Source organism: Bradyrhizobium sp. SZCCHNR1017, from assembly GCF_032381375.1.
Classification (GTDB): domain Bacteria; phylum Pseudomonadota; class Alphaproteobacteria; order Rhizobiales; family Xanthobacteraceae; genus Bradyrhizobium.
This window is the reverse complement of record NZ_JAUHIR010000010.1, coordinates 46,672-72,942: the sequence shown is the minus strand read 5'-3', so window position 1 is coordinate 72,942 and position 26,271 is coordinate 46,672. Positions and strand designations below refer to the sequence as shown.

Here is a 26,271-nt window from a genome sequence, read left to right as displayed (position 1 = left end):
CGCGATCAACTGATGCGAAGAGATTAACGCGGTCTCCCTCTGGCCTCAATCCCGCCCAGGTCGAAGTTCCAACGTGGTGACATCTGGGCCACAGCGGCGGGATGCCGCAGCTTGGTCATATTGCACCTGCTCACACGACGCGGTGCAGCCGGAGATCGGCGATCTCGCCATCGGTGAAGCCGAACTCGGAGAGGATCTCCTCAGTCTGCTCGCCGAACTCGGGCGGCCGTGCCGTCATCCGGCTCGGCGTGCGCGACAAGGTGAAGGGCTGCGCCACCAGCGTGATGTCGCGGCCGTCGTCGCTGGCGACCTGCTGCGCCATGCCGAGATGCTTCACCTGCGGGTCCTCGAACATCTGATCGATCGCGTAGATCGGCCCGCAGGGCACGCCGGCGGCATTGAGCTCGGCGACCCATTGCTCGCTCGTCTTCGCCAGCGTGCGCGCATTGATCTCGGCGTTGAGCGCATCGCGGTTCTTGGAGCGCGCCGGCGCGGTCGCGTAGTCCGGATTGTCGATCCATTCGGGCGCGCCGAGCGTCTGGCACAGCCGCTCCCAGATCCGTCCCCCCGTGGCGGCGATGTTGATGTAGCCGTCGGAAGTCTTGAACACGCCGGTCGGAATGCTGGTCGGATGGTTGTTGCCGGCTTGAGGGGCGACCTCCTTCTCCATCAGCCAGCGTGCGGCCTGGAAGTCGAGCATGAAGATCTGCGCCTGCAACAACGACGTCTGCACCCACTGGCCCTCACCGGAGACCTCGCGCTCGAGCAGCGCGGTGAGGATGCCCATCGCGCAGGACAGGCCTGCGGAGAGATCGGCGATCGGGATGCCCGCGCGCATCGGGCCCTCGCCAGGCGCGCCGGTGATCGACATCAGCCCGCCCATGCCCTGCGCGATCTGATCGAAGCCCGGCCGCTTCGCATAGGGGCCGTCCTGGCCGAAACCGGAGATGCTGCCATAGACGATGCGCGGATTGACGTTGCGCACGGCCTCGTAGTCGATGCCGAGCTTGGTCTTCACATCAGGGCGATAGTTCTCGATGACGACATCGGCCCGCTTGGCCAGCCGCATGAACACCTCGACGCCCTTTGGGTCTTTCAAGTTGAGCGTCATCGCGCGCTTGTTGCGATGCAGGTTCTGGAAGTCGGAACCGCGGCGCGGGCCGCCCAGGGCCTCGCCACCATCCTCCATCATGGCGTCGATCTTGATGACGTTGGCGCCCCAATCGGCGAACTGCCGTGCGCAGGTCGGGCCGGCGCGCACCCGCGTCAAATCGAGGACAGTGAAGCGGGACAGGGCTTTGGACGCGCGCGGAAAGGCCATGCGGACGAACTCCGAGAGAACGTGACATGGCTGTATAGGAGAGCGCGCGGGAGGCGACAATTGCGTGCGGGCGGTGCGGGCCGCCCCGCTCATGCCGCTGGCGCAGGGCTTCCTGCTACGGGAACAACACGAGGAATTCACCGCTCGTCGGCGATCACCTTGCCGTCGTTGGGCAGCGTGCCTGGTGCGATCAGCTCGATGCTGCCGCCGAGCTTGGTGATGTTGCGCAGGCTGGCGGCGAGCGCGTCCTGCAGGCCATCTGATGGCGAGGCGCATTCCGCCTTCAGCGTCATCGCATCGGTCTCGTCGGCGCGGGTGACGACCAGGCGGAGGCGGCCGAGCTCCGGGTGGCGCTTGCCGATCTCGGCGACCTGCTCGGGGCGCACGAACATGCCCTTGATCTTGGTCGTCTGGTCGGCGCGGCCCATCCAGCCCTTGATGCGCATGTTGGTGCGGCCGCAGGCGCTGGTGCCGGGCAGGGTGGCGGTGAGGTCGCCGAGGGCAAGGCGAATCCAGGGATGGTGGGGATCGAGCGAGGTGACGACGATCTCGCCGACATCGCTTGGCGCCACCGGATCGCCGGTGCCGGGGCGGACGATCTCCAAGATCAGGTCCTCGTTGACGACCATGCCGTCGCGCGCTGCGGTCTCATAGGCGACGATGCCGAGATCGGCGGTGCCGAACGCCTGATAGGCATCGACGCCGCGCGCCTTGATTTCGGCCTGCAGCGACGGCGGGAACGCCGCGCCCGACACCAGCGCGCGCTTGAGCGAGGACACGTCGCGGCCGGCGCAGGCGGCGCTGTCGAGCAGGATCTTCAGGAAGTCGGGCGTGCCGCTGTAGCCGATCGGGCGATAGGCCTCGATCAGCTCGAACTGCGCCTCGGTGTTGCCCGGGCCAGCCGGGATCACCGCGCAGCCGAGCGCACGCGCCGAGGCGTCGAAGATGAAGCCGCCGGGCGTGAGGTGATAGCTGAAGGTATTGAGTACGATATCGCCGCTGCGGAAGCCCGAGGCGAACAGGGCGCGGGCGCCGCGCCAGGGATCGCTGTGCGCCGCCTCCGGTTCGAAGATCGGCCCGGGCGACGTGAACAGACGCGAGAACGCGCCGGGCGCCTGCGCGACGAAGCCGCCGAATGGCGGGGCCGCCTTGTGCAGGGCAGGCAGCTCGGATTTGCGCAGCACCGGCAGTTGCGCGAGCGCAGCGCGCGTCGTGATGTCCTGGGGATCGATGCCCTGCAGCAGCGCGGCATAGGCCGGCGCCTTCATCGCCGCGTGCAGCACGTCGGGCAGGCGGCCGAACAGATCCTGCTCGCGGGCTGCGGGATCACGGGTTTCGAGGGCATCGTAGTGGGTCATCGTACCCAGTCCTTGAATCTTGCGGTCGTCATGCCCGGGCTTGTCCCGGGCATCCACGTCGTTCATCGTTGCGGCTCGTGCGTGGATGGCCGGGTCAAGCCCGGCCATAACGAGGAGAGAGTTCGGCTACAGCCACCGCTTCCGCCGCTTGAAGCTCTTCAGGTTCTTGAAGCTCTTGCGCTGGTCGCCGGCGCCGCCGAGGTAGAATTCCTTGACGTCCTCGTTGTCGCGCAAGCTGTCGGCGGTGCCGTCGAGCACCACCTTTCCCTGTTCCATGATGTAGCCGTGGCTGGCCACCGACAGCGCCGCGCGCGCGTTCTGCTCGACCAGCAGGATGGTGACGCCGAGATCCCTGTTGATCTCCTTGATGATCGCGAACACTTCCTTCACCAGTAGCGGCGACAGGCCCATCGACGGCTCATCCATCAGGATCATCTTCGGCCGCGCCATCAGCGCCCGTCCGATCGCCAGCATCTGCTGTTCGCCGCCGGAAAGATAACCCGCAAGGCCGGTGCGTTCCTTCAGCCGCGGGAAATAGTTGAACACCATCTCGATGTCACTGTTGACCTCGCGATCGGATCGCGTGAACGCCCCGAGCTTGAGGTTCTCCAGCGACGTCATGTCGGAGACGATGCGGCGGCCCTCCATGACCTGGAAGATGCCGCGGCGGACGATCTTCTCCGGATCGATGCCGTCGATGCGCGTGCCGTCGAACATGATCTCGCCGCGCGTGACCTCGCCGTCCTCGGTCTTCAACAGGCCGGAGATCGCCTTCAGCGTCGTCGACTTGCCGGCGCCGTTGGCGCCGAGCAGCGCAACGATCGCGCCCTTGGGCACGTCGAGGCTGAGGCCGCGCAGCACCAGGATGACGTCGTCATAGACGACCTCGATGTTGCGGACGGAGAGCAGGGGGGCTGCGCTCGCGGTCGCATTTGCATTGGGCTTATCGAGGGTCTCAACCATATCCGTTCACCTCACTGTCGTCCCCCGCGGTAGGCGGGGGGCCCAGTATTCCAGAGCCGCCGATGCTCGGTGGAGAAGCCGCGGCGTACTGGATCCCCCGCTTTCGCGGGGGATGACGATGGCGTGCGGAGCGGCTGCTGAGTTGAATCAGCGGCCACCTGGCAACTTACCAACCCGCCCATTCCGCCTTGCGCGGCAGCTCGATGGTCTTGACCTTCTCGAGCTTGATCGTGCCCTTGGCCATGAGATCGTTGAGGTCGCCATCGGTCGGGCCGGTCACCTTGGCGCGATAGAGGTCGACCTTCATCGTGCCGCGGTGATCCTTGTCGGTCCAGGTCGAGGGGCTGCAGACGCCTTCCATCCCTGCGGGCACCCAGTCCTTCTTCTGGTAGAAGCCCTTGGCGACGTTCTCGCCGGTGGCGCCGCCGTTCTTCGCAGCCCACTCGATCGCCTCCTTCATGTAGAGCGACGAGCAGACCGCGGCGACATAGTGCACCGGTCGATAGACCTTGCCGGTCGGGTCGGACATCTTGGAGATCTCCTGCACCGTCTTCATGCCCGGCGCATCGCCGCCCCAGGCCACCGAGGTGCGCAGCGGAAAGACGACGCCGTCGGCGGCATCGCCCGCGGTCTTGGCGGCGTTCTCGTCCATGCCCCAGACGTTGGACAGGAATTGGACGTCGACGCCGGCATTCTTGCAGGCCTTCATCACCGAGATGTTGGAGGCCGCGGTGTTGCCCAGATAGGCGTAGTTGGCGCCGGAGCTCTTCAGGCTCAGGCACTGCGCGCTGTAGTCGCCGGGCGCCAGCGCGAACACCAGCGGCGGCAGCACCTCGAAGCCGAGCTCGGTGGCGAGCGCTTCGCCCGCGGCCTTCGGCGCGTTGGGATAGGGATGGTTGGCGCCCATGTGCACGAATTTCGGCTTGCCGGGCTTGCCCTTGGCCTTCCAGTCCTCGGCCGCCCAGGTCAGCTCGGCGCGCAGTGCGTCCGAGTAGCTTGGGCCGTAGAAGAAGTTGTACGGCGCGGCCTTGGCCTTGCCGCTGGTGCCTTCAGGGTCGGTCAGCGCGGCGGCGTAGGAGCCGGACATGTCAGGGATCTTGTCGTTGGCGAGGAAGCCGGTCAGCGCCTCGGTGTCCGCGGTGCCCCAGCCCATGATCGCCGCGACCTTGTTGTCCGGGGCCGACCACTTCTTGTACAGCGCGATCGCGCGCGGCACCTGGTAGCCGTAGTCGTTGCTGTCGACCGCGAGCTGCTTGCCGCCGATGCCGCCGTTCTTGTTGACCCAGGCGAAGGTGTCCATCACGGCCTGGCCATAGGGCGTGCCGACGTCGGACGTGCCGCCCGAGAGATCCTGCAGATGTCCGATTGCGATCTGCTGCGCCTGCGCCGTTGAGGCGAAGGCGCCTGCGAGCAGCGCCAGCGCCGCCGAGCCGAGCAATGATTTCATCGTCATAGTGCTTCCTCCTGTGATGCGTTCGGGCCGGATTGTCGCCGGTCCCTGTTGGTTGAGTTCAATGTGAGAACGGATAGAGCTTCCAGTATGTCTTGATCTGGCGCCAGCGATGCGCCAGCCCGTCGGGCTCGAACATCAGGAAGGCGATGATGATCAGGCCGATCGCAATCTCGCGCAAAAAAGTGATGTTGTTGTTGAGCGCGAGCGCCTTGTCGATCGCGCCGCCCTTGAGGTGGTGGCTCAGCCATTCCATCGATTCCGGCAGCAGAACGACGAATGCTGTCCCCATCAGGGTGCCCATGATCGAACCGGTGCCGCCGATGATGATCATGGCGAGAAACAGGATCGAGCGCTCGATGCCAAAGCCTTCCTGCGAGATCACCAGCTGGTAGTGCGCGTAGAGCGCGCCGGCAATGCCGGCGAAGAACGCGGCGAGGCCGAACGACAGCGTCCGGTACTTCGTCAGGTTGATGCCCATGATCTCGGCCGAGAGATAGTGGTCGCGGATTGCGATCAGCGCGCGGCCGTCGCGGGTGCGCATCAGGTTGGTGACCAGGAGGTAGCACACCACGACATAGGCCAGCACGACGTAGAAATATTGCCGGTCGCCGCGCAGCGTATAGCCGAAGATCGAGAACGGATTGGCGGAGGCCGGCACCGAGCCGCCGGAGAACCACTCGGCGCGGGAGAAGAAGTCGAGCAGGATGTATTGCGCGGCGAGGGTGGCGATGACGAGATAGAGACCCTTCAGCCGCGCCGCCGGAAGTCCGAAAATCAGCCCGACGAGTGCTGTGATCACCCCGGCGAGCGGGATCGCGAAGAACACCGGGATCGCGTAGGTGTTGTTGATATAGGCCGAGGTGAAGGCGCCGAGCAGGAAGAAGCCGGCCTGTCCGATCGAGATCTGGCCGGTGAAGCCGACCAGGATGTTGAGGCCTAGGGCGGCGATGGCGAAGATGCCGATCTGGATCGAGACCGACAGCCAGTATTCGGAGAACACCTGCGGCGCGAAGCACAGGAGGATCACGCCGGCGATCGCGAAATTGCGGCTGGTTCTGGTCGGGAAGATCGTGGTGTCGGCCGCGTAGGAGGTGCGGAAGTCGCCGGCGGGTATCGTGGAGCGCGCAACCATGATTCAGATCCGCTCGATGTCTTTGGTGCCGAACAGGCCGTAGGGCTTGATCATCAGGATGATGATCAGCACGTAGAACGGCGCGATCTCGTACAGATTGCCCCAGTGCAGATACTGGCTGTCGACATATTGCGCGATGTTCTCGAGGAGGCCGATGATGATGCCGCCGAGCACGGCGCCACCGACCGAGTCGAGGCCGCCGAGGATCGCCGCCGGAAAAACCTTGATGCCGTAGGCCGACAGGCCGGAGGAGACGCCGTTGACCACGGCGACGACAACACCTGCCACGGCCGAGACCGTTGCCGAGATGGCCCAGGCCATCGCGAACACGTTCTTGACGGAGATGCCGAGCGATTGCGCGACCTGCTGGTTGAAGGCGGTCGCCCGCATCGCCAGGCCATATTTGGAGGCCTTGAAGAACCACGCCATGCCGAGCATCATCAGGATCGATACCACGAGGCTCATGACGTAGACCGTCTGGATTTGAAGTCCGAAGAGGTCGACGGACGTGCTGGCGAACACTGGCGGGAACGGCTGCGGGTTGACGCCGAACATCCATTTCAGCGCCGCCTGGAACACGGTCGAAAGGCCGATCGTGACCATGATGACGGAGATGATCGGCTCCCCGATCATCGGACGGAGGATCACGACCTGGATCGCGATGCCGAACGCGAACATGAAGACCAGCGTCAGCGGCATGCCGACCCAGAACGGCACCTGATATTTCGTCAGCAATGCCCAGCACACCCAGGCGCCGATCAGCAGCAGCTCGCCTTGCGCGAAATTGACGACCTGGGTCGCCTTGTAGATCAGCACGAACGACATCGCGACCACGCCATAGAGCGTTCCGACGACGAGGCCATTGACGAGGAGCTGGATGAGGAAGGCGGTGTTCATGATCGTTCTCACTCGTCATCGCCGGGCTTGACCCGGCGATCCATCGCGAAGGAGGTTTTCGGAAGAGGATGGATGCGCGGGTCAAGCCCGCGCATGACGACCTCATGTGGCAGAAGGCGCATCACTCCGCGGCCTCCGCCATGGCGCCATGTCCACCCAGATCCACCACCTTCAGCGTCGTGCGGATGCGCTGGGTGGTGCCGTCCTGGAAGCGGATGACGGTATCGACGGGGATGGCAGGCTTGCCGCCATAGATGCCGTCGATGATATCGGCGTACTTCTCGTTGATGACGCTGCGACGCACCTTGCGCGTACGTGTCAGCTCACCGTCGTCGGCGTCGAGCTCCTTGTAGAGCAGGAGGAAGCGGGCGATGCGCTGCGCCGGCGGCAGGTGGGCGTTGACGGTCTCGACCTCCTTCTGCAACAGCGCGTAGACCTCGTTGCGCGAGGCGAGATCGGAGTAGGTGGTGAACGCGATGCGGTTCTTCTCCGCCCATTTCGAGATGATCGAGTAGCGGATGCAGATCATCGCGGCGAGATGCTCGCGGCCGGCGCCGAGCACGACGGCCTCGGCAATATACGGTGAGAACTTCAGCTTGTTCTCGATATATTGCGGCGAGAAGCGTTCGCCGCGCGCGGTCTCGGCGAGGTCCTTGATGCGGTCGATGACGACGAGCTGCTTCGCCTCGTTGAAATAGCCGGCGTCGCCCGAATGCATCCAACCGTCCTTGACGTCGGCGGCCGAGGCTTCCGGGGCCTTGTAGTAGCCCAGGAACATGTTCGGATGGCGTACCAGGATCTCGCCGATCCCCTGGCTGTCGGGCTGGTCGATCTTGATCTCGATGTCCTCAGCCATCGGCACGCCCGTCGTGTCCGGATCGACCTTGTCGGCCGGGTGCAGCGTGTAGGCCCCGAGCAGCTCGGTCTGGCCGTAGAGCGTGCGCAAGGGCACGCCCATGGCGCGGAAGAACTTGAACGTGTCGGGCCCGAGCGCGGCGCCGCCGGTGGCGGCCGAGCGCAACCGGGTGAAGCCGAGCCGGTCGCGCAGCGCACGGAACAGCAGCATGTCGGCAAGGCTCGAATGCTGGCCCCTCTCCAGCGCGGCAAGGCCGGTCGACATGCCCAGATGATAGAGCCGCTGCTTCAGCGGCGAGGCGTCCATGACGGCGGCACGGACGTCGGCCGCGATCTGCTCCCACACCCTCGGTGCAAACAGCACGAAGGTCGGCGCGATCTCGCGGAAGTCGTTCATCATCGTATCGGGTTCTTCGACGAAGTTGACCTTCATCCGGCAGAGCAGACCTTTGCCGAGCACATAGACCTGTTCCATGATCCAGGGCAGCGGCAGCACCGAGACGTATTCGTCCTGCGGTCCCTTGGGGTCGAAGGCGAGATAGGTGGCGCAATGCTTGAGCACGCGCGCGGCCGAAAGCATCGCGAGCTTTGGATGCGAGGTCGTGCCCGAGGTGGTGCAGAGGATGGCGACGTCGTCGCCGACGGTTGCATCGACCATGCGGTCGTAGAGATCGGGCTCGCGCGCCGCCCGGTTGCGGCCGAGCTCGGCGAGCTTGTCCGCCGGCAGCAGCCTGGGATCGTCATATTTGCGCATGCCGCGCGGATCGGAATAGACGATGTGCTTGAGCGCCGGCACGCGCTCGGCGAGGTTGAGCAGCTTGTCGACCTGCTCCTCATCCTCAGCGAACACCAGTCGTGCCTCGCCGTAATTGAGCAGGTAGGCGGCCTCGTCGTCGAGCACGTCCCGATAGAGCCCGAGGCTCATGGCCCGGATCGCATGCGTCGCGACCTCCGCGGCAACCCAGTCCGGCCGGTTGTCGCCGATGATGCCGATCACGTCGTCCTTGCCGAGGCCGAGCTCCACCATGCCGAGCGCGAAATCGCGCACGCGCGCCTGGTAGTTGGCCCAGGTGAAGGTGCGCCACAGCCCGAGATTCTTCTCGCGCAGCGCGATCTCCGTCCCGTGCTCTTTCGCGTTCAGCCGTAGCAGCTTCGGATAGGTGTCGGCCTGCTTGACGCGACCCGCATAGTCCATCATGCCGCGTCCTCCGCGATGGACGGCGCCTCGTCGGGATCGACCAGCAGTTCGTCCTCCTCGCCGAGATAGGCACGCTTGACGTGAGGATCGGCGAGCACGGCGGCCGGGTCGCCCTCGGCAATCTTGCGGCCGAAATCGAGCACCATGACGCGATGGGAGATGTCCATGACCACGCCCATGTCGTGTTCGATCATCACGACCGTCATGCCGAATTCCTCATTGAGGTCGACGATGTAGCGCGCCATGTCCTCCTTTTCCTCGAAGTTCATGCCGGCCATCGGCTCGTCGAGGAGGATCAGATGCGGCTCCAGCGCCATGGCGCGCGCCAGTTCGACGCGCTTGCGCAAACCGTAGGAGAGGGTGCCGGCGGGCGCCTTGCGCACCGACTGCAGGTCGAGGAAGTCGATGATCTGCTCGACCTTCTCGCGATGCTTCAGCTCCTCGCGCCGCGCGCCGGTGAGCCAATACAGAGAGCCGGTGAGGAAATTGTTCTTCAGCAGGTGATGGCGCCCGACCATGATGTTGTCGAGCACGCTCATGTGGTGGAACAGCGCGAGGTTCTGGAAGGTGCGGCCGATGCCGATGTTGGCGCGCGCGCTCGGCGGCAGGCCGGTGATGTCGCGGCCGCGATGGAACAGGCGGCCTTCGGTCGGCTTGTAGCGGCCGGAGATGCAGTTGACGATCGAGGTCTTGCCGGCGCCGTTGGGGCCGATGATCGAGAACAACTCGCCCTCGCGCACGCCGAAGCTGACGTCGGTCAGGGCTCGCACCCCACCGAAACGCAGCGACACTCCGCGCGCTTCCAACGTATAGTCCAAGTCGTCCTCCCGAACTGTCTTCGGCGCTTGGTGCGCTCTTCAGGCATCGTGTCGTGCGACGTTGAGTTCGTCGCATTGGTGCAATCCTATCCCGGGCATCGGTTCCGCGCCATCCGACGAATGACGGGCCGCCCGGGCGGGCGCATTTTGCCGCATCTCGATGCGCCTCGTCCGTGTCCAGAGGCGCGAGTCGAAGACGGTGGTCCTCGATAGGGGAAAGCGCTATCAGGAATTGTCTTGCGCCTGACAATTCCCAGGCAAAATTCACTGCAGGATTGTTGCGATGCAATATGGTCGCCGCGAGCTTCGACGAGACGAGATGCCGGCTTGATCTCTCCCGATACCCTTCTGCGCATCGCGCCCTGGTCTCGCCATCTGAAGCCCGAGGAAATCGACACGGCTGCGGCCGGCATCGTCGAGCGGTCGTTTGCGGCCAACGAGCACATCTTCCTTCGCGGCGACCAATTCGACTACTGGACCGGGATCGTCACCGGTCTCGCGCGGATGAGCACGGTGTCGCGCGGCGGCAAGGCGACGACATTCGCCGGCATGTCGGCGGGCGCCTGGTTCGGCGAGGGCAGCGTGCTGAAGAACGAGCCGCGCCGCTATGACGTCGTGGCGCTGCGCGATACGCGCGTCGCGCTGATGGAGCGGCCGACCTTCATGTGGCTGTTCGAGAACAGCGTCGGCTTCAACCGATTCCTCGTCACCCAGCTCAACGAGCGGCTCGGCCAGTTCATCGGCCTGGTCGAGGTCGGCCGCACGCTGGATGCGACGGCGCGGCTCGCCCGCAGCATCGCTTCGCTGTTCAACCCGATCCTCTACCCGAATACGACCCGTCACCTGGAGATCACCCAGGAGGAGATCGGAGCGCTCTCGGGCCTGTCGCGGCAGAATGCAAACCAATGCCTGAAGACGCTGGAGCGCGAAGGCTTGCTGCGCGTGGAATATGGCGGAGTGACGGTCATCGATCTCGACCGCCTGCGCTGTTACGGGGATTAGATTCCGCTTTTCGCAGGCCCTTCAGGGTCTATCCGGCGCTGGTTCGTCGTTGAGCTTGACCCGCGGCCTCGGCTGTGGACTGCTCACCGGGAACTCCGGCCTTGAAGGGCCGAGACGGTGTTGGAGTGAGCATGGCGGGGAAGGACTGCAGCGGCCGCGTGGCGCTGATCACGGGCGTCACGGGCCAGGACGGCGCGTATCTGGCCGAATATCTGCTCGGTCTCGGCTACACGGTGCACGGGATCAAGCGGCGGTCATCGTCCTTCAATACCGCGCGGATCGACCATCTCTACCAGGATCCGCACGAAGGCAACGTGCCGTTCCTGCTGCACTACGGCGACATGACCGATTCCACCAACCTGATCCGGCTGGTGCAGCAGATCCGCCCCGACGAGATCTACAATCTCGCCGCCCAGAGCCACGTCGGCGTCAGCTTCGAGAGTCCGGAATACACCGCCAATGCCGACGCGCTCGGGGTTCTGCGCTTGTTGGAAGCCATTCGCATTCTCGGAATGGAGAAGCAGACGCGGTTCTACCAGGCCTCGACCTCGGAGCTGTACGGCCTGGTCCAGGAGATCCCGCAACGGGAGACCACGCCGTTCTATCCGCGCTCGCCCTATGGCTGCGCCAAGCTCTACGGCTACTGGATCACGGTGAACTATCGCGAGGCCTACGGGATGTTCGCCTGCAACGGCATCCTGTTCAACCACGAGAGCCCGATCCGTGGCGAGACCTTCGTGACCCGCAAGATCACCCGCGGCGTCGCCCGCATCGAAACCGGCCTGGAGGAGACGATCTATCTCGGCAATCTCGAGGCCAAGCGCGACTGGGGCCATGCGCGCGACTATGTCGAGGGCATGCATCGCATCCTGCAGGCCGATACGCCCGACGATTTCGTGCTGGCGACCGGTGAGACCCATTCGGTGCGCGAACTGGTCGAGCTCGCCTTCGCCGAGGTCGGTCGCCGCATCGAATGGCGCGGCGAGGGGGTCGAGGAGACCGGGATCGACGCCAAATCCGGCAAGGCGGTGGTGCGGATCGACCCGACCTATTTCCGCCCGACCGAGGTCGACCTCTTGATCGGCGATTGCAGCAAGGCGCGCGACAAGCTCGGATGGAAACCAAGGACGAGCTTCGCTCAACTGGTCAAGGAGATGGTCGCCAGCGATCTGTGCGCCGCGCGGCGGGAGGCGAGCAGTGGCCACGCCGTTTGATCTCCGCGGCAAGCGTGTCTTCGTCGCCGGCCATCGCGGGATGGTCGGCAGCGCGCTGGTGCGGCGGTTGGCGAGCGAAGGCGTCGAGTTGCTGACGGTGCCGCGTAGCGAGGTCGATCTGCGCGACCAGGCGGCGGTGTTCGCATGGTTCGCGCGCGCCAGGCCGCAGGTCGTGTTCCTCGCTGCGGCGAAGGTCGGCGGCATCGTCGCCAACAACACGCTGCGCGCCGAGTTCATCTACGACAACATTGCCATTGCTGCCAATGTCATCCACGCCGCGCATGTGAACGGCGCCGAGAAGCTGATGTTTCTCGGTTCCTCCTGCATCTATCCGAAGCTTGCCGCGCAGCCACTGCGCGAGGACGCCATGCTGACCGGGCCGCTGGAGCCGACCAACGAGCCTTATGCGATCGCCAAGATCGCCGGCATCAAGATGGTCGAGGCCTATCGCAGCCAGTACGGCGCCGACTTCATCAACGTGATGCCGACCAATCTCTATGGTCCCGGTGACAACTACCATCCTGAATACAGCCACGTGGTCGCGGCGCTGATCCGCCGTTTCCACGAGGCCAGGCTCGCCGATGCGCCCGAGGTGGTCGTCTGGGGCACGGGAACGCCGCGGCGCGAATTCCTCTATGTCGACGACATGGCGGATGCCTGCGTGCACCTGATGAAGACCTATTCCGACGCCGGGCTGGTCAACATCGGCACCGGCGAGGACATCACGATTGCCGATTTCGCCCGTGTGGTCGCGGCGACGGTCGGCTATCAGGGACGGATCAGCTTCGACACCTCGCGGCCAGACGGCACGCCGCGCAAGCTGCTCGACGTGTCGCGCCTCGCCGCGCTCGGCTGGCGCGCGACGACGACGCTGGAGGACGGCATCGCGCGGGCCTATCAGGCGTTCCTGCGCGAGACAGGGCAGGGTTAGTTCTCCGTCATTGCGAGGCGCGAAGCGCCGAAGCAATGACGGCTCTCCAGGAGCGCGATCAAACCCGCTGCGCCTTCGCGCCCAGCGCGGTCGCCATCGCCGAGATCAGCGGCTTCATGAAATAGGCCTCGCCCGCTGGCGTGATCGACGGCGCCAGCCCATGCGCAGCCAGCTCCTCCGTGACCACGGGCCCAACCGAGGCGATCGGCGTACGCGCCAAGCCCTGCCGCAGTCGATCCTCCACGCCGTGCGCCTTGGCGACGTCGAACAGCCGCCGCGGCTGGCCCGAACTCGTCAGCGCGATCGCATCGACATGGCCGGCGATCATCTCGTCGATCGCGATGAGGATGTTCGCATCCGCCGCCTTGGCGTCATAGACATAGGGCAGCACCGGATCGACCTCGGCGCCACCAGCCTTGATTGCACCGATCAGCGCGGAATGATCTTTGTCGGGATAGAGCTGCAGGCCGAGCCGATGGCCCTTGAGGTCGTAGCTTGCCAGTAGTTCGGCAACACCTTCCGAGGTCGGCTTCTCCGTGGTGACCTGCGCCTCCAAGCCGAGCTCGCGCAAGGCACGCCCTGGCTTGGGGCCGCGGGTGAACTTCCGGGCCTTGCCGAGCGCGGCGATGAACTCGGCCTCGACGCCGATCCGGCGCACCACGGTCATCAGCCGCCTGAGACCCTCGCCGGTCATCAGCACGAGATCATCCAACGGCCGCTCGATGCAGCGGCGGATCCAGGCCTCGATCGGCGCGGGGTCCGGCGCATCCTGGATCGTGAACATCGGACATTGCAGCACGTCGGCGCCTTGCTCGGCGAGCAGCCGCGAGAACTGCGCCTCCTCGCGGGTTTCCAGGATCAGGATGCGGTTGCCGGTCAGCCTGTCAGCCATGGCGATGCTCGAAGTATGAGAGTTGATGTTTTGTTCATCCTGCCCCCGCGCCGAGCGTTGGCGCAAGGGCGCGGAGGGTGGTAGAGCAGGGCCCGAACGGGCGCCAAGCCTGCCGCATCATTCCCCTCATATCATCCGCCCGGTACGTCATCGCCATGTCCGACCACCAATATGTCCTGACCCTGTCCTGCCCGGATCGTCCCGGCATCGTCTCGGCCGTTTCGACCTTCCTCGCCCACAATGGCCAGAACATTCTCGATGCCCAGCAGTTCGGCGACTTCGAGACGGGTCACTTCTTCATGCGGGTGGTGTTCACGGCCGCCGATCTCGCCGTCAACCTGCCGGCGCTGCAGACCGGCTTCGCCGCGATCGCCGAGCGCTTTGCGATGGACTGGCAGATGCGCGACCGCGCCGGGCAGCGCCGGGTGATGCTGCTGGTGTCGAAGTTCGACCATTGCCTGGTCGACATCCTCTATCGCTGGCGCACCCGCGACCTGGCGATGATTCCGACCGCGATCGTGTCGAATCATCCGCGTGAGACCTATGCCGGGCTCGATTTCGGCGACATTCCGTTCCACCACATGCCCGTCACCAGGGACACCAAGCGCGACCAGGAGCAGGCGATCCTGAAGCTGGTCGAGGAGACCAGGACCGATCTCGTCGTGCTGGCGCGCTACATGCAGATCCTGTCTGACGAGATGTCCGCCAGCCTGTCGGGCCGCTGCATCAACATCCATCATTCGTTCCTGCCAGGCTTCAAGGGCGCCAAACCCTACCACCAGGCCTATGAGCGCGGCGTCAAGCTGATCGGTGCGACCGCCCATTACGTCACCCGCGATCTCGACGAGGGCCCGATCATCGACCAGGACGTCGAGCGCATCAGCCATCGCGACACCCCGGACGATCTCGTGCGCAAGGGCCGCGACATCGAGCGGCGCGTGTTGGCACGGGCGATCCGCTATCACCTGGAGGACCGTGTCATCCTCAACGGCCGCAAGACCGTCGTCTTCATGGATTGATGTCGTCACCGCTTGTCAGCGGCCGGGGACGGTCGCCTGCGCGTTGGCATTGGACTGCGTCTCCTTGTCGCGTTCGGCGGCCGGCATCTGCCGCTGCCGCTCGCGCTCCTGCATGAACCGGTCGTATTCGGCGGTGCCCGGCCGGGGTGGCGCGTCGGCCGGCAGACCGCCGGCCCATTGCGGCATCAGATCGCCCATCCCCGCGCCGACCTTCTCATTGATCGACGAGCAGCCGGAAAGGATCGGCCCGGCCATGGCGAGAAGCATCATCGCGGCCGGAAACAGTCTGGTCCGGTGGGGGTGTCTGGCCGGCATTGATGGGTGACCTTTCGTGCTGCGGGCGACCCGCGGCCTGGACCCTAACGACTTGCCATCAATTGGCAAAATTTGGCCGTTCGATGATTTGGGTATTAATATACCAATCACGGATTGGTGGTCCGTTGCGGAAACCTACCGTTCACGAAGCCTCCCATGATCGCCATTGACAACGGGGTCCCGAGTCCGCAGCGATGCGCCCGCGATATCGTGAACGAGATCGCACGGTTAAGACAACAATGGCCGGGGGCTGCGGTCCTGATCCGACCAGGGAGGTAGTTTCAATGTTCGTGCGAAGCAAGACACTGACGCTCGCCAGTGCGGCTCTTGCCGCGGCTGCGCTCGCGTCGGGTGCGGCGCGGGCCGAAGACGTGTTCAAGATCGGCCTGATCGTGCCGATGACCGGCGGCCAGGCGTCGACCGGCAAGCAGATCGACAATGCCATCAAGCTCTACATGCAGCAGAACGGCGACACCGTCGCCGGCAAGAAGATCCAGGTCATCCTCAAGGACGACGCGGCGCTGCCCGACAATACCAAGCGTCTGGCGCAGGAACTGATCGTCAACGACAAGGTCAACGTGATCGCCGGCTTTGGCGTGACGCCGGCGGCCTTCGCCGCCGCGCCGCTCGCCACCCAGGGCAAGATCCCGGAAGTCGTCATGGCGGCCGGCACCTCCATCATCACCGAGAAGTCGCCCTACATCGTCCGTACCAGCTTCACGCTGCCGCAGTCCTCCACCATCATCGGCGACTGGGCGGTCAAGAACGGCATCAAGAAGGTCGCCACGCTGACCTCGGACTACGCGCCCGGCAACGACGCGCTGGCCTCGTTCAAGGAGCATTTCACCGCTGGCGGTGGCGAGATCGTCGAGGAAATCAAGGTTCCGCTGGCGAACCCCGACTTCGCTCCCTTCCTGCAGCGCATGAAGGACGCCAAGCCGGACGCCATGTTCGTGTTCGTGCCGGCCGGCCAGGGCGGCAACTTCATGAAACAATATGCCGAGCGCGGCCTCGACAAGAGCGGCATCAAGGTGATCGGACCGGGTGACGTCACCGACGACGACCTGCTCAACGACATGGGTGACGCCGTGCTCGGCGCCGTCACTGCGCACATCTATTCGGCGGCGCATCCGTCGGCGAAGAACAAGGAGTTCGTCGCGGCCTACAAGAAGGCGTTCAACAGCCGTCCAGGCTTCATGGCGGTCGGCGGCTACGACGGCATCCATCTGATCTACGAGGCGCTGAAGAAGACCGGTGGCAAGACCGACGGCGATTCCCTGATTGCTGCGATGAAGGGCATGGCGTGGGAGAGCCCGCGCGGTCCCATCTCGATCGATCCGGAGACGCGCGACATCGTTCAGAACGTCTACATCCGCAAGGTCGAGAAGGTCGACGGCGAGCTCTACAACGTCGAATTCCAGACCTTCGACGCCGTCAAGGATCCGGGCAAGGCCAAGAAGTGACGCGATAGGCGTCATCGAGGGACGCGCAAGGACCGTGCGCTCCCTCCCCCGCCCGCGGGGGAGGGCTGGGGAGGGGGCACCCCACGGCACACGCGTCATGTGGAGAGATTTCCCCCACCCGGATCACATCGTTCCGATGCGATCCGGCCTCCCCCGCAAGCGGGAGAGGCGCAGACCGAGCAAGCGTTGTATGCATGCCCTTCGATGAAGGGATGACCGGGGACTGAAACTAGACTCCATGACCGCCATCCTCACCAACCTGTTCGACGGCGTCGCCTACGGCATGCTGCTGTTCGTGCTGGCCTGCGGGCTCGCCGTGACGCTCGGCCTGATGAACTTCGTCAACCTCGCCCATGGCGCCTTCGCCATGGCCGGCGGCTATGTCTGCGCCGTGCTCGTCAACCGGATGGGATGGCCGTTCTTCGCGGCGCTGCCGCTGGCCTTTGTCGCGAGCGCCATGATCGGCGCGCTGCTGGAGCGGACGCTCTATCAGCATCTCTATGCGCGCAGCCATCTCGACCAGGTGCTGTTCTCGATCGGGCTCGTCTTCATGACGGTGGCCGCGGTCGACTACATCATGGGCTCCTCGCGAATCTTCATCAATCTGCCCGACGTGCTGCAGGGCCAGTTCGACGTCTTCGGCGTTGGCATCGGCCGCTATCGGCTGATGATCATCGTGATCTGCGGGCTGCTCACGGTGGGGCTGCAGCTGGTGCTCTCCAAGACTCGGTTCGGCAGCCGACTGCGCGCCGCCGTCGATGATCCCCGCGCAGCGAGCGGCCTCGGCATCAACGTGCCGCAGGTGTTCGCCTTCACCTTCGCGTTCGGCTGCGGGCTCGCTGGCCTGGGCGGCGCGCTCAGCGCCGAGATCCTCGGCCTCGATCCGTACTTCCCGCTGAAGTTCATGATCTACTTCCTGATCGTGGTCACCGTGGGCGGCTCGTCCTCGATCACCGGGCCGTTCCTGGCCTCGCTGCTGCTCGGCATCGGCGACGTCGCCGGCAAATACTACGTGCCGAAGCTCGGCCCCTTCGTCATCTACACCATCATGATCGTGATCCTGATCTGGCGCCCGAACGGCCTGTTCGGTCGCACGGCGACGCGGTGAGGATCGCATGACGACGAATGCACAAACCGAGGTCGGATTTCACGCCAGGCAGCACGGCCGCTGGCACTGGAGCGAGTTCGCCTTCTGGATCGTCGTGCTGGCGGTTGGCCTCGCGTTTCCCTCGCGCTACCTGATCATGACCGAGATCCTGCGGCTGGCGCTGTTCGCGCTCTCGCTCGACCTGATCCTCGGCTATGCCGGCATCGTCTCGCTCGGCCACGCCGCCTTCTTCGGCGTCGGGGCCTATTGCGCGGGCCTGCTCTCGGTGCACGGCATCATCAACGAGCCGGTGCTGGCGCTGATCGTGGCCGGCCTCGCCGCCACCGTGCTTGGCTTCGCCACCAGCTTCCTGGTCATCCGCGGCGTCGACCTGACGCGGCTGATGGTGACGCTCGGCATCGCGCTTTTGATGGAGGCGCTGGCGGAGCGCTTCTCCAACATCACCGGCGGTACCGACGGTCTCCAGGGCATCGACATCCAGCCGATCTTCGGCGTGTTCGCCTTCGACATGTTCGGCAGGACCGGCTTCTTCTATTCGCTTGCGGTGCTGTTCGTGCTGTTCCTGCTGGCGCGGACCATCGTACACTCGCCGTTCGGCCTGTCGCTGCGCGCGATCAAGAACAATCCGTTGCGCGCGGCCGCTGTCGGCATTCCCGTCAACAAACGCCTGATCGCGATCTACACCGTCGCGGCGTTCTATGCCGGCATTGCGGGGGCGCTGTTCACCCAGACCACGGCGCTCGCCTCGCTGGACGTGTTCGCGTTCGAGCGCTCGGCCGATCTGGTGCTGATGCTGGTCATCGGCGGCTCCGGCTATCTCTATGGCGGGCTGATCGGCGCCGCCGTGTTCCGGATGTTGCAGGAACTGTTCCAGTGGATCACGCCGCAGTACTGGATGTTCTGGATCGGCCTCGTGCTGGTCGTCATCGTGCTGGTCGGCCGCCACCGCATCCACGCCTATGCGCTGTGGCTGCCCAACCTCGTCCTGCGCCAGATCGCCGGCCGCAAGGCCGCGGTGGCCCTCACCGATAACGAGGCGCCATGACCTACGCATTGGAAACCCGCGGCCTCGACAAGCATTTCGGCGGCCTTCACGTCACCCGCGACCTGTCGCTGCAGATCGCGCCCGGCGCGCGCCACGCGCTGATCGGTCCGAACGGCGCCGGCAAGACCACGGTCATCAATCAGCTCACCGGCGTGCTGGAGCCGAGCGCGGGCCGCATCCTGCTCGAAGGCCAGGACATCACCGATCTGCCGGTGCACAAGCGCGTGCTGCGCGGCCTGTCGCGCACCTTCCAGATCAACCAGCTGTATCCCGACCTGACGCCGTTGGAGACCATCGGGCTTGCGGTCTCCGAGCGGCTCGGCGGCGGCGGCAATTGGTGGCGGCGCATGGGCACGCGCGACGACATCAATGCCGAGATCGCCGAGACGCTCGAGCGCTTCCGGCTGCTCGACGTGATGAACGACCGCACCTCGACCTTGCCCTATGGCAAGCAGCGCCTGCTGGAGATCGCGGTCGCGATCGCCGCCAAGCCCCGCGTGCTGCTGCTCGACGAGCCCGCCGCCGGCGTGCCCGAGGGCGAGCGCAAGGACATCCTCGCCGCCGTCGCCGCGCTGCCGCGCGACGTCACGGTGCTGCTGATCGAGCACGACATGGACCTCGTCTTCTCCTTCGCCGACCGCATCTCGGTCCTGGTCTCCGGCGCTCTGCTGGTCGAAGGCACGCCCGACGAGGTCGCGCGTGATCCGCAGGTCAAGGCGGTCTATCTCGGCGAGGCTGCGTGATGACCGATCTGCTCGCGATTGAAAATCTTCGCGCCGGCTACGGCCAGGCGGTCGTGCTGCCGAACATGTCGCTCAAGCTGCCCGAGGGCCAGGTGCTGGCGCTGCTCGGCCGCAATGGCACTGGCAAGACCACGTTGATCAACTCCATCGTCGGCGTCACCCGCCGCTTCTCCGGCAAGCTCGCGCTCGCCGGCACCGACATCACGGCTCTTCGCGCCGACCAGCGCGCCCGCGCCGGCATCGGCTGGGTGCCGCAGGAGCGCAACATCTTCCGCTCGCTCACGGTGGAGGAGAACATGACGGCGGTGGCGCAGCCGGGACCCTGGACGATCGAGCGCGTCTACCAGATGTTTCCGCGGCTCAAGGAGCGACGCAACAATTTCGGCAATCAGCTCTCCGGCGGCGAGCAGCAGATGCTGGCGATCGGCCGCGCGCTCACCCTGAATCCCAAGGTGCTGCTGCTCGACGAGCCGACCGAGGGCCTCGCGCCGATCATCGTCGAGGAGCTGCTGGCCGCGATCGGCACCATCAGCCGCGCCGGCGGCCTGTGCTCCGTGATCGTCGAGCAGCACGCGCAGAAGCTGCTCGCGCTGGCTGACCGCGTCGTCATCCTGGAGCGTGGCACCATCGTGCATGACGCGCCGTCGAGCGCCTTGAAGGCCGATCCGGCGCCATTGGAGCGGCACCTCGGCGTCGCGAGCGCGGCCGCGCATTGACCTGATCGTCGGGCTTGAACGCTACAGGGCGAAGCGTCATCCTTGGTTGTGGGGACGGTGTGGCTCGCGCAGTCAGCGTGAAGGCCATGCCGGAAGATCCGGCGGTATGGTGCGGCCGCCGTGGACACCGGTATGCAGGATCCGGTCGTTACAGCAGGAAGGCTGGCCAGCGCCGTTGTCGCGATGGCACTTCACCTGGAGGCGGATTTGATGGGTTCACCTCAGGATGCCCCATTGAACGAGGTCAGGGTAGGTCAGCCCATTGCTCGGGCCATGGATTGCGCCATGCCCCTCCACGATCTCTCCTCGATAGAATTGTATACCGACCGGATACGGGGTAGGGGATGGACCCAGTCCATCACGCTTTGCCCAGGTAACCAGCCAGGACAGATCGCAGCCGGTCCAACAACCCTATCCAACGAATCGACGCCTTCCAAGGAGTGAGCACATGCAACGCACCAAGCCCCCATTCCGCGCCGACGAAGTCGGCAGCCTCTTGCGGCCGCAGAAGATCAAGGAAGCCCGCGCCAAGCTCGAGAAGGGCGAGATCTCGGCCGACGATCTCCGAAAGATCGAGGACATGGAGATTGAGAAGGTCGTGCATCGCCAGGCCTCGACCGGTCTCAAGCTCGCCACCGACGGAGAGTTCCGTCGCTCCTGGTGGCACTTCGACTTTCTCGCCAAGCTGACCGGATGCGAGCTGTTTCACCCGGACACCGGCATCCAGTTCACCGGCGTGCAGACCCGTCATGACGCGGTGCGCGTGATCGGCAAGCTCGACTTCCCGGATAGTCATCCGATGCTCGACCACTTCCGCTTCCTCAAGAAGCACGCCGACACCGCGCATGTCACGGCGAAGATGACGATCCCGTCACCGGCGGTGCTGCACTTCCGTGGCGGCCGCAAGTCGATCTCCAAGGACGTCTATCCCGATCTCGACGCCTTCTACGAGGATCTCGGCAAGACCTATCGCAAGGCCGTGAAGGCCTTCTACGACGCCGGCTGCCGCTACCTGCAGTTCGACGATACGGTCTGGGCTTATCTGTGCTCGCAGGACGAGCTCAAGAAGGCGCGCGAGCGCGGCGACAATCCCGACGGTCTGCAGCAGATCTATTCGCGCATCATCAACTACGCGATCGCCGAGCGGCCCGCGGACATGACGATCACCACGCATGTCTGCCGCGGCAATTTCCGTTCGACCTGGATTTCCTCGGGCGGCTACGAGCCGGTCGCCGAGACCATGCTCGCCAATACCAATTACGACGGCTATTTCCTGGAGTATGACAGCGAGCGCGCCGGCGGCTTCGAGCCGCTGCGCTTCCTGCCCAAGGGCAACAAGGTCGTCGTCGTCGGTCTCGTGACCTCGAAGGTCGGCGAGCTGGAGAAGAAGGACGACATCAAGCGCCGCCTGGAAGAGGCCTCGAAGTTCGCCCCGCTCGACCAGCTCGCGCTGTCGCCGCAATGCGGCTTCGCCTCGACCGAGGAGGGCAACATCCTCTCCGAGGAAGAGCAGTGGGCCAAGCTGCGCCTCTGCGTCGAGCTTGCCGAGGAGATCTGGGGGAAGTAAGCGCGCCGTGAACACTGCACGCCTCGACATGGGGCGTGCTGATCAGTGATGCGGAAGCGGGGCCGGAGCAATCCGCTCCGCTTCTTTTTTGCGCAGCAGCGCGCGGCGGATCAGCCGCTGTGCCGGGGCCTCGAACCCGGAATAGGTGAGATACGCCGCGGTCAGGGTCAGCCCCATGAAGCCGACCCAGAACGAGGGGCTGCCGTAGGGGATCGCTCGTCCAAGCGCGCCGAAAGCCAGCGCGATCGTGAGCTGGATCGGGAAGTGCAACAGGTAGCACGAATAAGTCATGTTGCCGGCGGCCTGCAGCAGGACTTCGGTGCGCCGCGGCAGCGTGATGGGCGTCGCGCAGACGAACAAGAGGATGGGTGTATAAACGAGCAGGAGCGCTGCGGAGCGCTCGGCAAGCTCAACGCCGGAGAGCCAGAGGGCCGGCGGGATTGTAACGACGGCGCACGCGGCGAACGCTTCCAGCCGCGCGCGGTACGGGGCATCGGCGACGCTCTGCCGCGCCATGGCGGCCAGTCCGCCGGCATAGAAGAACACGAAACACTTGCCGACCAGTGTGCCGCTCGCGATGCCGGCCAGGATCATCGCCAGGTTCAACAGCGGCGATGTGGTGACGAAACGCAGCGCCAGGAAGAACGCCGCATAGACCAGGACCTCGATCGAGACCGACCAGATCGGGCCGTTGAAGCTGATCCCGGTCGGCGGCAGCCAGTCGCTCGCCATGAAAAGCTGGGCGACGAAATGAGCGAGGTCGTTGCTCTGGTAGACGAAGAAGACGCCGTGCTGCGCGACATAGAGGGCCTGCAGCCCCGCGACCAGCAGCAGCGTTGCGAGATGCAGCGGATAGAGCCGCGACAGCCGGTTGACGAAGAAGGTCCAGCCGTCGACCGTGCCATCGGGGATGATCGCGCTGTACTTCCAAAAGAAGATGAAGCCCGAGATGCACCAGAAGATCACGACGCCGTATTCGCCGAGCTCATAGAACGGAAACAGGACATTGTAGAACGGCAGCTCGCTGCGGATGAGATCGACAGGGGCATCGGCGATGTAGGCGAAGTGCGGGTAGTGCCACAGCAGAACCGAGATCGTGGCGAGGAAGCGCAGCAGCTCCAGGCCGAGGAGCTTGTGAGTCCCAGGCGATGTCGATGTGTGAAGCGGGGCCATGCGGTGATCGTTAACCGTCTCGACGGGATGTGCGCCCCAATCCTAGCCGACGCGAAGTGAAGGATTGTTTTCGCAGCCTGCGGGATCAGCGGCAGGCGAGCTCGGTTCCCTGCAGGATCGCCTGGTCCCAGGACCGATAGCCCGTGGCATTCAGGTGGATGCCTTCGAGCGTGAACGGCGATTCCATCGGCGGCAGGGGCAGGAAGGTCGCGCCGGTGCGCCTCGCGAGGTCCGGCAGCATGGCGCGATAGCCGGTGATGCTCGCCATGGCGGCCTTCTCCATGGCCTGCGTGAATGGCCCGCGCGCCTCGACGGAGGGAAACTCGGTGACGAAGATGCGCGTGGTGAGCTTTGACAGCTCGCGCAGCAGGGCCTCGTAGCGCCCGGCGAAGGCCTCGCTGGAGTCGGACTTGGCGGTCAGCGCATCGTTCACGCCGAGGGAGACGATGATCGCGAACGGCCGTCTCGGGCCGAGTGCGGGCTTGAGCCAGCCGGCCAGGTCGCTGCGCGTCCCGGCGCCGGCGAGACCGGCGTTGACGACCGGATGCCCGCAGGCGCTGGCCGGCAGCGTCGCCGCCTCGACGATGCTGTCGCCGAGCACGACGATCGGGTCATCGGAGCGCGCCATCAAGTTGTAGTGGACGATGAGCTGGCGAACCGTGCGGTGGTCGCTGCCCGACGGCGTCGCGGAGCGGCGCGCCAGCACGAACGTCGCGGCTGCTGCGGCAATCACCGCAAACAGCACGAATCCCAGCCGCGCCTGCGTCTTTGCTGCCATATGGACGATCGATGCCTTGATGCGACCCGACCGTAGTCTGAATTCGCAAACGGAGCTCTAATTCGCCCGCGTCCAGGTCGAGGAACGGCAGATGACGCCGCCAAAGGCGCAACCGGCGGTCGTCAGGGTGCCGCCGGTGAGCGTCATCTTGGCATCATAGGTTTTGCCGTCATCGGGATTGCTGTAGCTGCCGGCCCAGGCATTGGGGCCGGTCGGCTTCATCCCGGAGAACAGCCGCTGTCCGACCTTGGCGGGAGTGTCGGTGCCTTCCTTGATCCAGACCAGCGTGCCGCAGACGGCGCCGCCGCAGGGCGCGAATTTGACCTTGGAGGCGCCGCTTTCGCGCAGCCAGACGCCGGTGACATCGTCGGCGAGCGCCGGGCCTGCGGCCAGCACGAGTGACAGACCAAGTCCAACAACGAAACGACCGATCATGCGAGCCTCCCTGATCCTTCGAGACGAGCTTGTTGCTGGCGGATCGTGTCGGCGATTGGGCGGGCCGACGGCGATACGCTTCGTCTCTATTGTGCGGCAGCATATCAGGATTCGGGCATGCTGCACCTGACTCCCCGAGGGCCGTGACGGTCGGGCTGGAGCAGCGCCTGCCCAGCCGCAGGTCTATCTCGCCGCCAGATAGACCTCACCGAGCAGCGAGGAGTTCGACCACGGCACCTGCTTGTTCTTGGTGCCGGCCACGACCTCGGCGCGAACGCGCGTCAGCATCTGCTGCACCTCGAGACCGGGCGTGCCGATGTGGCGGGTCAGCGCCGCCGAGAACGGGCTGTTGTCGCCGTCGCCGTCGAGCGCGACCTTGCCCGGCGCCGTCGCGAACGCGATCAGCGTGCCGGCCCCGGACGTCGCGCCGGTACCGAGCGACGTTGGTGCGGCGAGCCCGCTGGCGCTGAGACCCCGGCCGGGGCCGGCGCCTGCCGTCTCCGGCGGGGCGAACGGATTGTTGCGGCAGGCATCGAGGATCAGGATGTTGGTGCGGACCTGGTCGTCGAGCCCGGCCAGGATCTGGTCCATGTCGACCATCGCCGTGACCACGTCGCTGCCTGCAGACGGCGCAATGTCGGTGGGGACGAGATAGTTGCGGCCGTCGATCTGCACGCCGTGGCCGGCATAGAACACCACGGCGACCTGCGCCCGCGCCGCCTCGCGCAGGAAGTCGCGCGTCTTCGCCTGCATCGCCGCGCGGTCGAGATCGAGGCCCTCCGTCACCGTGAAGCCGATGTCGCGCAGGCTCCTGGCGATGGCTCGCGCGTCGCGCGGCGGATTGGGCAGCGGCTGCACGTGCGTGTAGGCGCCGTTGCCGATGACCAGCGCCATGCGCTGCCCGGTCGGCACCGCTGCGGCCGAGGAGGGGGCCGGGGATTCCGGCCGCTGCTGGGGGCGCGCCGCCGGCTCCGACAGCAGCGACAGCCGCACCCTGGCGGTGGCCTGGCTGGCCTTGCTGCCGGCATCGGATGCGGTGGGCTTCAGCGCCGCGGCGTAATCCGCCTTGGCCGCATCGAACTCGCCCTTGGCCTCATAGGCCAGCGCGCGATGCACGTGGGCTGAGATGACGACGCTGCCCGGCGGTGTCATCACGTTGGCCGGCGGATTCTGCGCCAGCCGGACCGCCTCGGAGGCGTCGGCAACGGCGCGGTCGAGATGGCCCTTGGCGCGCCAGATCACGCTGCGGTTGATCAGCGGCGAGGCCAGCGCCGGATCGAGCCGGATCGCCTCGTTGATGTCGGTGAGCGCGCCGTCGAGGTCGCCTGTCGCCTCCCTGGAGATGCCGCGGTTCTGCCAGGACAGCGCTGATTTCGGCGTCAGCCTGATCGCCTGGTCATAGTCGGCAATCGCCCTGGCGTAGTCGCCGGTGCCGCGATAGGCGTTGCCGCGGTTGTGGAAGAGCGTGCCGCTCGGCGCGCCGCTCTTGATGGCGTCGTTGAAGTCGGCGATCGCGATCTCGTACTCGCCCTTGTCGTAATAGGCCGAGCCGCGCAGATTGTAGATCGCCTGCGCCGGCTGCAGCCGTAGCGCCTCGGTGGCATCGGCGATGACGTGGACGTAGTCGCCCTTCTTGTTCCAGCCGACCGCGCGCCAGAAATAGATCGTGGCGAGCTGGCTGCCGGAGAACACCTTCAGCGCGATGATCTTGGTGCAGGCGGCGATCATCTGGTCGGCCGGCGTCGTCTCGGTGGTACAGAGGGGGCCAAGCTGGGACTTCGACTGGGCGAGGCCGGGAGACGCCCAGAGGGCAGCCAGCAGCGGTATCAGCAGCAGGAGGGAGCGGCGCATCGGCACGGACCGTGGGGGACGAGA

At 65.5% G+C, this 26,271-nt stretch carries 24 protein-coding genes; 10 read left to right on the top strand and 14 right to left on the bottom strand.

All coding sequences use genetic code 11. From position 1 onward, the window contains the following. Positions 1 to 130 precede the first annotated feature (130 nt). The 8 genes from QW863_RS23535 to QW863_RS23500 all read right to left on the bottom strand — a co-directional run bounded on the left by QW863_RS23535 (position 131) and on the right by QW863_RS23500 (position 9,995). Complete coding sequence (locus QW863_RS23535; RefSeq protein WP_315712918.1) at positions 131 to 1,321, bottom strand: CaiB/BaiF CoA-transferase family protein; 1,191 nt, start codon at positions 1,319 to 1,321, stop codon at positions 131 to 133. 137 nt (positions 1,322 to 1,458) lie between these two features. Beyond that, positions 1,459 to 2,679: a phenylacetate--CoA ligase family protein gene (locus tag QW863_RS23530; protein WP_315768939.1), complete on the bottom strand. Its 1,221-nt coding sequence runs from the start codon at positions 2,677 to 2,679 to the stop codon at positions 1,459 to 1,461. A gap of 126 nt (positions 2,680 to 2,805) precedes the next feature. Then, the gene (locus tag QW863_RS23525) at positions 2,806 to 3,642 is read right to left on the bottom strand and encodes an ABC transporter ATP-binding protein (protein WP_315712917.1); all 837 of its coding nucleotides are present in this window, start codon (positions 3,640 to 3,642) and stop codon (positions 2,806 to 2,808) included. Between the two features lie 166 nt (positions 3,643 to 3,808). Next, entirely contained in the window at positions 3,809 to 5,095 is a 1,287-nt protein-coding gene (locus QW863_RS23520; protein WP_315712916.1) for an ABC transporter substrate-binding protein, read from the bottom strand. Positions 5,096 to 5,153: 58 nt separating this feature from the next. Further along, positions 5,154 to 6,227 (bottom strand): branched-chain amino acid ABC transporter permease, encoded by a 1,074-nt coding sequence (locus QW863_RS23515; RefSeq protein WP_315712915.1) that lies wholly within the window; start codon positions 6,225 to 6,227, stop codon positions 5,154 to 5,156. A 3-nt stretch (positions 6,228 to 6,230) separates the two neighbouring features. Further along, a complete protein-coding gene (locus QW863_RS23510; RefSeq protein WP_315712914.1) occupies positions 6,231 to 7,124 on the bottom strand; it encodes a branched-chain amino acid ABC transporter permease in 894 nt (297 codons plus the stop codon). A gap of 121 nt (positions 7,125 to 7,245) precedes the next feature. Then, positions 7,246 to 9,177: a long-chain fatty acid--CoA ligase gene (locus QW863_RS23505; protein WP_315712913.1), complete on the bottom strand. Its 1,932-nt coding sequence runs from the start codon at positions 9,175 to 9,177 to the stop codon at positions 7,246 to 7,248. Next, the gene (locus QW863_RS23500; protein WP_315712912.1) at positions 9,174 to 9,995 is read right to left on the bottom strand and encodes an ABC transporter ATP-binding protein; all 822 of its coding nucleotides are present in this window, start codon (positions 9,993 to 9,995) and stop codon (positions 9,174 to 9,176) included. Before QW863_RS23500 ends, QW863_RS23505 begins: the two co-directional genes overlap by 4 nt. Positions 9,996 to 10,322: 327 nt before the next feature. On the opposite strand from QW863_RS23500, the gene QW863_RS23495 reads away from it, so the two are divergent. The 3 genes from QW863_RS23495 (at position 10,323) to QW863_RS23485 (ending at position 13,142) form a co-directional block, all read left to right on the top strand. After that, positions 10,323 to 10,997, top strand: a complete 675-nt coding sequence (locus tag QW863_RS23495) for a Crp/Fnr family transcriptional regulator (protein WP_315768777.1) — start codon at positions 10,323 to 10,325, stop codon at positions 10,995 to 10,997. Positions 10,998 to 11,128: 131 nt separating this feature from the next. Continuing rightward, on the top strand, positions 11,129 to 12,211 hold the full coding sequence (gene gmd / locus QW863_RS23490; RefSeq protein WP_315768775.1) for a GDP-mannose 4,6-dehydratase: 1,083 nt from the start codon (positions 11,129 to 11,131) through the stop codon (positions 12,209 to 12,211). Continuing rightward, entirely contained in the window at positions 12,195 to 13,142 is a 948-nt protein-coding gene (locus QW863_RS23485) for a GDP-L-fucose synthase family protein (RefSeq protein ID WP_409977956.1), read from the top strand. The genes gmd and QW863_RS23485 overlap by 17 nt, the downstream gene beginning before the upstream one ends. 58 nt (positions 13,143 to 13,200) lie before the next feature. Here QW863_RS23485 and QW863_RS23480 read toward each other — a convergent pair whose 3' ends face one another. Next, the gene (locus QW863_RS23480) at positions 13,201 to 14,034 is read right to left on the bottom strand and encodes a uroporphyrinogen-III synthase (RefSeq protein WP_315768773.1); all 834 of its coding nucleotides are present in this window, start codon (positions 14,032 to 14,034) and stop codon (positions 13,201 to 13,203) included. A gap of 155 nt (positions 14,035 to 14,189) precedes the next feature. Between QW863_RS23480 and purU the strand changes: the two genes are divergently transcribed. Beyond that, entirely contained in the window at positions 14,190 to 15,053 is an 864-nt protein-coding gene (purU, locus tag QW863_RS23475) for a formyltetrahydrofolate deformylase (RefSeq protein WP_315768771.1), read from the top strand. Positions 15,054 to 15,068: 15 nt separating this feature from the next. On the opposite strand, the gene QW863_RS23470 is transcribed toward purU, so the two are convergent. After that, a complete protein-coding gene (locus tag QW863_RS23470; protein WP_315768769.1) occupies positions 15,069 to 15,308 on the bottom strand; it encodes a hypothetical protein in 240 nt (79 codons plus the stop codon). Positions 15,309 to 15,652: 344 nt separating this feature from the next. On the opposite strand from QW863_RS23470, the gene QW863_RS23465 reads away from it, so the two are divergent. The 6 genes from QW863_RS23465 to QW863_RS23440 all read left to right on the top strand — a co-directional run bounded on the left by QW863_RS23465 (position 15,653) and on the right by QW863_RS23440 (position 22,010). After that, entirely contained in the window at positions 15,653 to 16,831 is a 1,179-nt protein-coding gene (locus QW863_RS23465; protein ID WP_315768767.1) for an ABC transporter substrate-binding protein, read from the top strand. A gap of 238 nt (positions 16,832 to 17,069) precedes the next feature. Next, entirely contained in the window at positions 17,070 to 17,939 is an 870-nt protein-coding gene (locus QW863_RS23460; protein ID WP_315712905.1) for a branched-chain amino acid ABC transporter permease, read from the top strand. Between the two features lie 7 nt (positions 17,940 to 17,946). Further along, entirely contained in the window at positions 17,947 to 18,984 is a 1,038-nt protein-coding gene (locus QW863_RS23455; RefSeq protein WP_315768766.1) for a branched-chain amino acid ABC transporter permease, read from the top strand. Continuing rightward, positions 18,981 to 19,727 carry an ABC transporter ATP-binding protein gene (locus QW863_RS23450; RefSeq protein WP_315768765.1) on the top strand — a complete coding sequence of 249 codons (747 nt, stop codon included), beginning with the start codon at positions 18,981 to 18,983 and terminating at the stop codon, positions 19,725 to 19,727. The genes QW863_RS23455 and QW863_RS23450 overlap by 4 nt, the downstream gene beginning before the upstream one ends. Beyond that, positions 19,727 to 20,443 carry an ABC transporter ATP-binding protein gene (locus QW863_RS23445; RefSeq protein ID WP_315712901.1) on the top strand — a complete coding sequence of 239 codons (717 nt, stop codon included), beginning with the start codon at positions 19,727 to 19,729 and terminating at the stop codon, positions 20,441 to 20,443. The genes QW863_RS23450 and QW863_RS23445 overlap by 1 nt, the downstream gene beginning before the upstream one ends. Positions 20,444 to 20,891: 448 nt before the next feature. Continuing rightward, a complete protein-coding gene (locus QW863_RS23440; protein ID WP_315712900.1) occupies positions 20,892 to 22,010 on the top strand; it encodes a cobalamin-independent methionine synthase II family protein in 1,119 nt (372 codons plus the stop codon). 42 nt (positions 22,011 to 22,052) lie between these two features. On the opposite strand, the gene QW863_RS23435 is transcribed toward QW863_RS23440, so the two are convergent. From QW863_RS23435 to QW863_RS23420, 4 genes are all read right to left on the bottom strand, one after another. Beyond that, positions 22,053 to 23,183 carry an acyltransferase gene (locus tag QW863_RS23435; RefSeq protein WP_315768764.1) on the bottom strand — a complete coding sequence of 377 codons (1,131 nt, stop codon included), beginning with the start codon at positions 23,181 to 23,183 and terminating at the stop codon, positions 22,053 to 22,055. Positions 23,184 to 23,268: 85 nt separating this feature from the next. Further along, complete coding sequence (locus tag QW863_RS23430; protein ID WP_315768762.1) at positions 23,269 to 23,961, bottom strand: SGNH/GDSL hydrolase family protein; 693 nt, start codon at positions 23,959 to 23,961, stop codon at positions 23,269 to 23,271. Between the two features lie 57 nt (positions 23,962 to 24,018). Next, on the bottom strand, positions 24,019 to 24,396 hold the full coding sequence (locus QW863_RS23425) for a DUF2147 domain-containing protein (protein ID WP_315753596.1): 378 nt from the start codon (positions 24,394 to 24,396) through the stop codon (positions 24,019 to 24,021). Positions 24,397 to 24,579: 183 nt separating this feature from the next. Beyond that, positions 24,580 to 26,247: a caspase family protein gene (locus QW863_RS23420; protein WP_315768760.1), complete on the bottom strand. Its 1,668-nt coding sequence runs from the start codon at positions 26,245 to 26,247 to the stop codon at positions 24,580 to 24,582. Positions 26,248 to 26,271: the final 24 nt, after the last annotated feature.

What these genes read in the sequence shown, in the direction of transcription:
- QW863_RS23535 (WP_315712918.1), bottom strand. Translation starts at nt 1,321, where the DNA reads ATGGCCTTTCCGCGCGCGTCCAAAGCCCTGTCCCGCTTCACTGTCCTC.
- QW863_RS23530 (WP_315768939.1), bottom strand. Translation starts at nt 2,679, where the DNA reads ATGACCCACTACGATGCCCTCGAAACCCGTGATCCCGCAGCCCGCGAG.
- QW863_RS23525 (WP_315712917.1), bottom strand. Translation starts at nt 3,642, where the DNA reads ATGGTTGAGACCCTCGATAAGCCCAATGCAAATGCGACCGCGAGCGCA.
- QW863_RS23520 (WP_315712916.1), bottom strand. Translation starts at nt 5,095, where the DNA reads ATGACGATGAAATCATTGCTCGGCTCGGCGGCGCTGGCGCTGCTCGCA.
- QW863_RS23515 (WP_315712915.1), bottom strand. Translation starts at nt 6,227, where the DNA reads ATGGTTGCGCGCTCCACGATACCCGCCGGCGACTTCCGCACCTCCTAC.
- QW863_RS23510 (WP_315712914.1), bottom strand. Translation starts at nt 7,124, where the DNA reads ATGAACACCGCCTTCCTCATCCAGCTCCTCGTCAATGGCCTCGTCGTC.
- QW863_RS23505 (WP_315712913.1), bottom strand. Translation starts at nt 9,177, where the DNA reads ATGATGGACTATGCGGGTCGCGTCAAGCAGGCCGACACCTATCCGAAG.
- gmd (WP_315768775.1), top strand. Translation starts at nt 11,129, where the DNA reads ATGGCGGGGAAGGACTGCAGCGGCCGCGTGGCGCTGATCACGGGCGTC.
- QW863_RS23480 (WP_315768773.1), bottom strand. Translation starts at nt 14,034, where the DNA reads ATGGCTGACAGGCTGACCGGCAACCGCATCCTGATCCTGGAAACCCGC.
- purU (WP_315768771.1), top strand. Translation starts at nt 14,190, where the DNA reads ATGTCCGACCACCAATATGTCCTGACCCTGTCCTGCCCGGATCGTCCC.
- QW863_RS23470 (WP_315768769.1), bottom strand. Translation starts at nt 15,308, where the DNA reads ATGGCCGGGCCGATCCTTTCCGGCTGCTCGTCGATCAATGAGAAGGTC.
- QW863_RS23465 (WP_315768767.1), top strand. Translation starts at nt 15,653, where the DNA reads ATGTTCGTGCGAAGCAAGACACTGACGCTCGCCAGTGCGGCTCTTGCC.
- QW863_RS23460 (WP_315712905.1), top strand. Translation starts at nt 17,070, where the DNA reads ATGACCGCCATCCTCACCAACCTGTTCGACGGCGTCGCCTACGGCATG.
- QW863_RS23455 (WP_315768766.1), top strand. Translation starts at nt 17,947, where the DNA reads ATGACGACGAATGCACAAACCGAGGTCGGATTTCACGCCAGGCAGCAC.
- QW863_RS23450 (WP_315768765.1), top strand. Translation starts at nt 18,981, where the DNA reads ATGACCTACGCATTGGAAACCCGCGGCCTCGACAAGCATTTCGGCGGC.
- QW863_RS23445 (WP_315712901.1), top strand. Translation starts at nt 19,727, where the DNA reads ATGACCGATCTGCTCGCGATTGAAAATCTTCGCGCCGGCTACGGCCAG.
- QW863_RS23440 (WP_315712900.1), top strand. Translation starts at nt 20,892, where the DNA reads ATGCAACGCACCAAGCCCCCATTCCGCGCCGACGAAGTCGGCAGCCTC.
- QW863_RS23435 (WP_315768764.1), bottom strand. Translation starts at nt 23,183, where the DNA reads ATGGCCCCGCTTCACACATCGACATCGCCTGGGACTCACAAGCTCCTC.
- QW863_RS23430 (WP_315768762.1), bottom strand. Translation starts at nt 23,961, where the DNA reads ATGGCAGCAAAGACGCAGGCGCGGCTGGGATTCGTGCTGTTTGCGGTG.
- QW863_RS23425 (WP_315753596.1), bottom strand. Translation starts at nt 24,396, where the DNA reads ATGATCGGTCGTTTCGTTGTTGGACTTGGTCTGTCACTCGTGCTGGCC.
- QW863_RS23420 (WP_315768760.1), bottom strand. Translation starts at nt 26,247, where the DNA reads ATGCGCCGCTCCCTCCTGCTGCTGATACCGCTGCTGGCTGCCCTCTGG.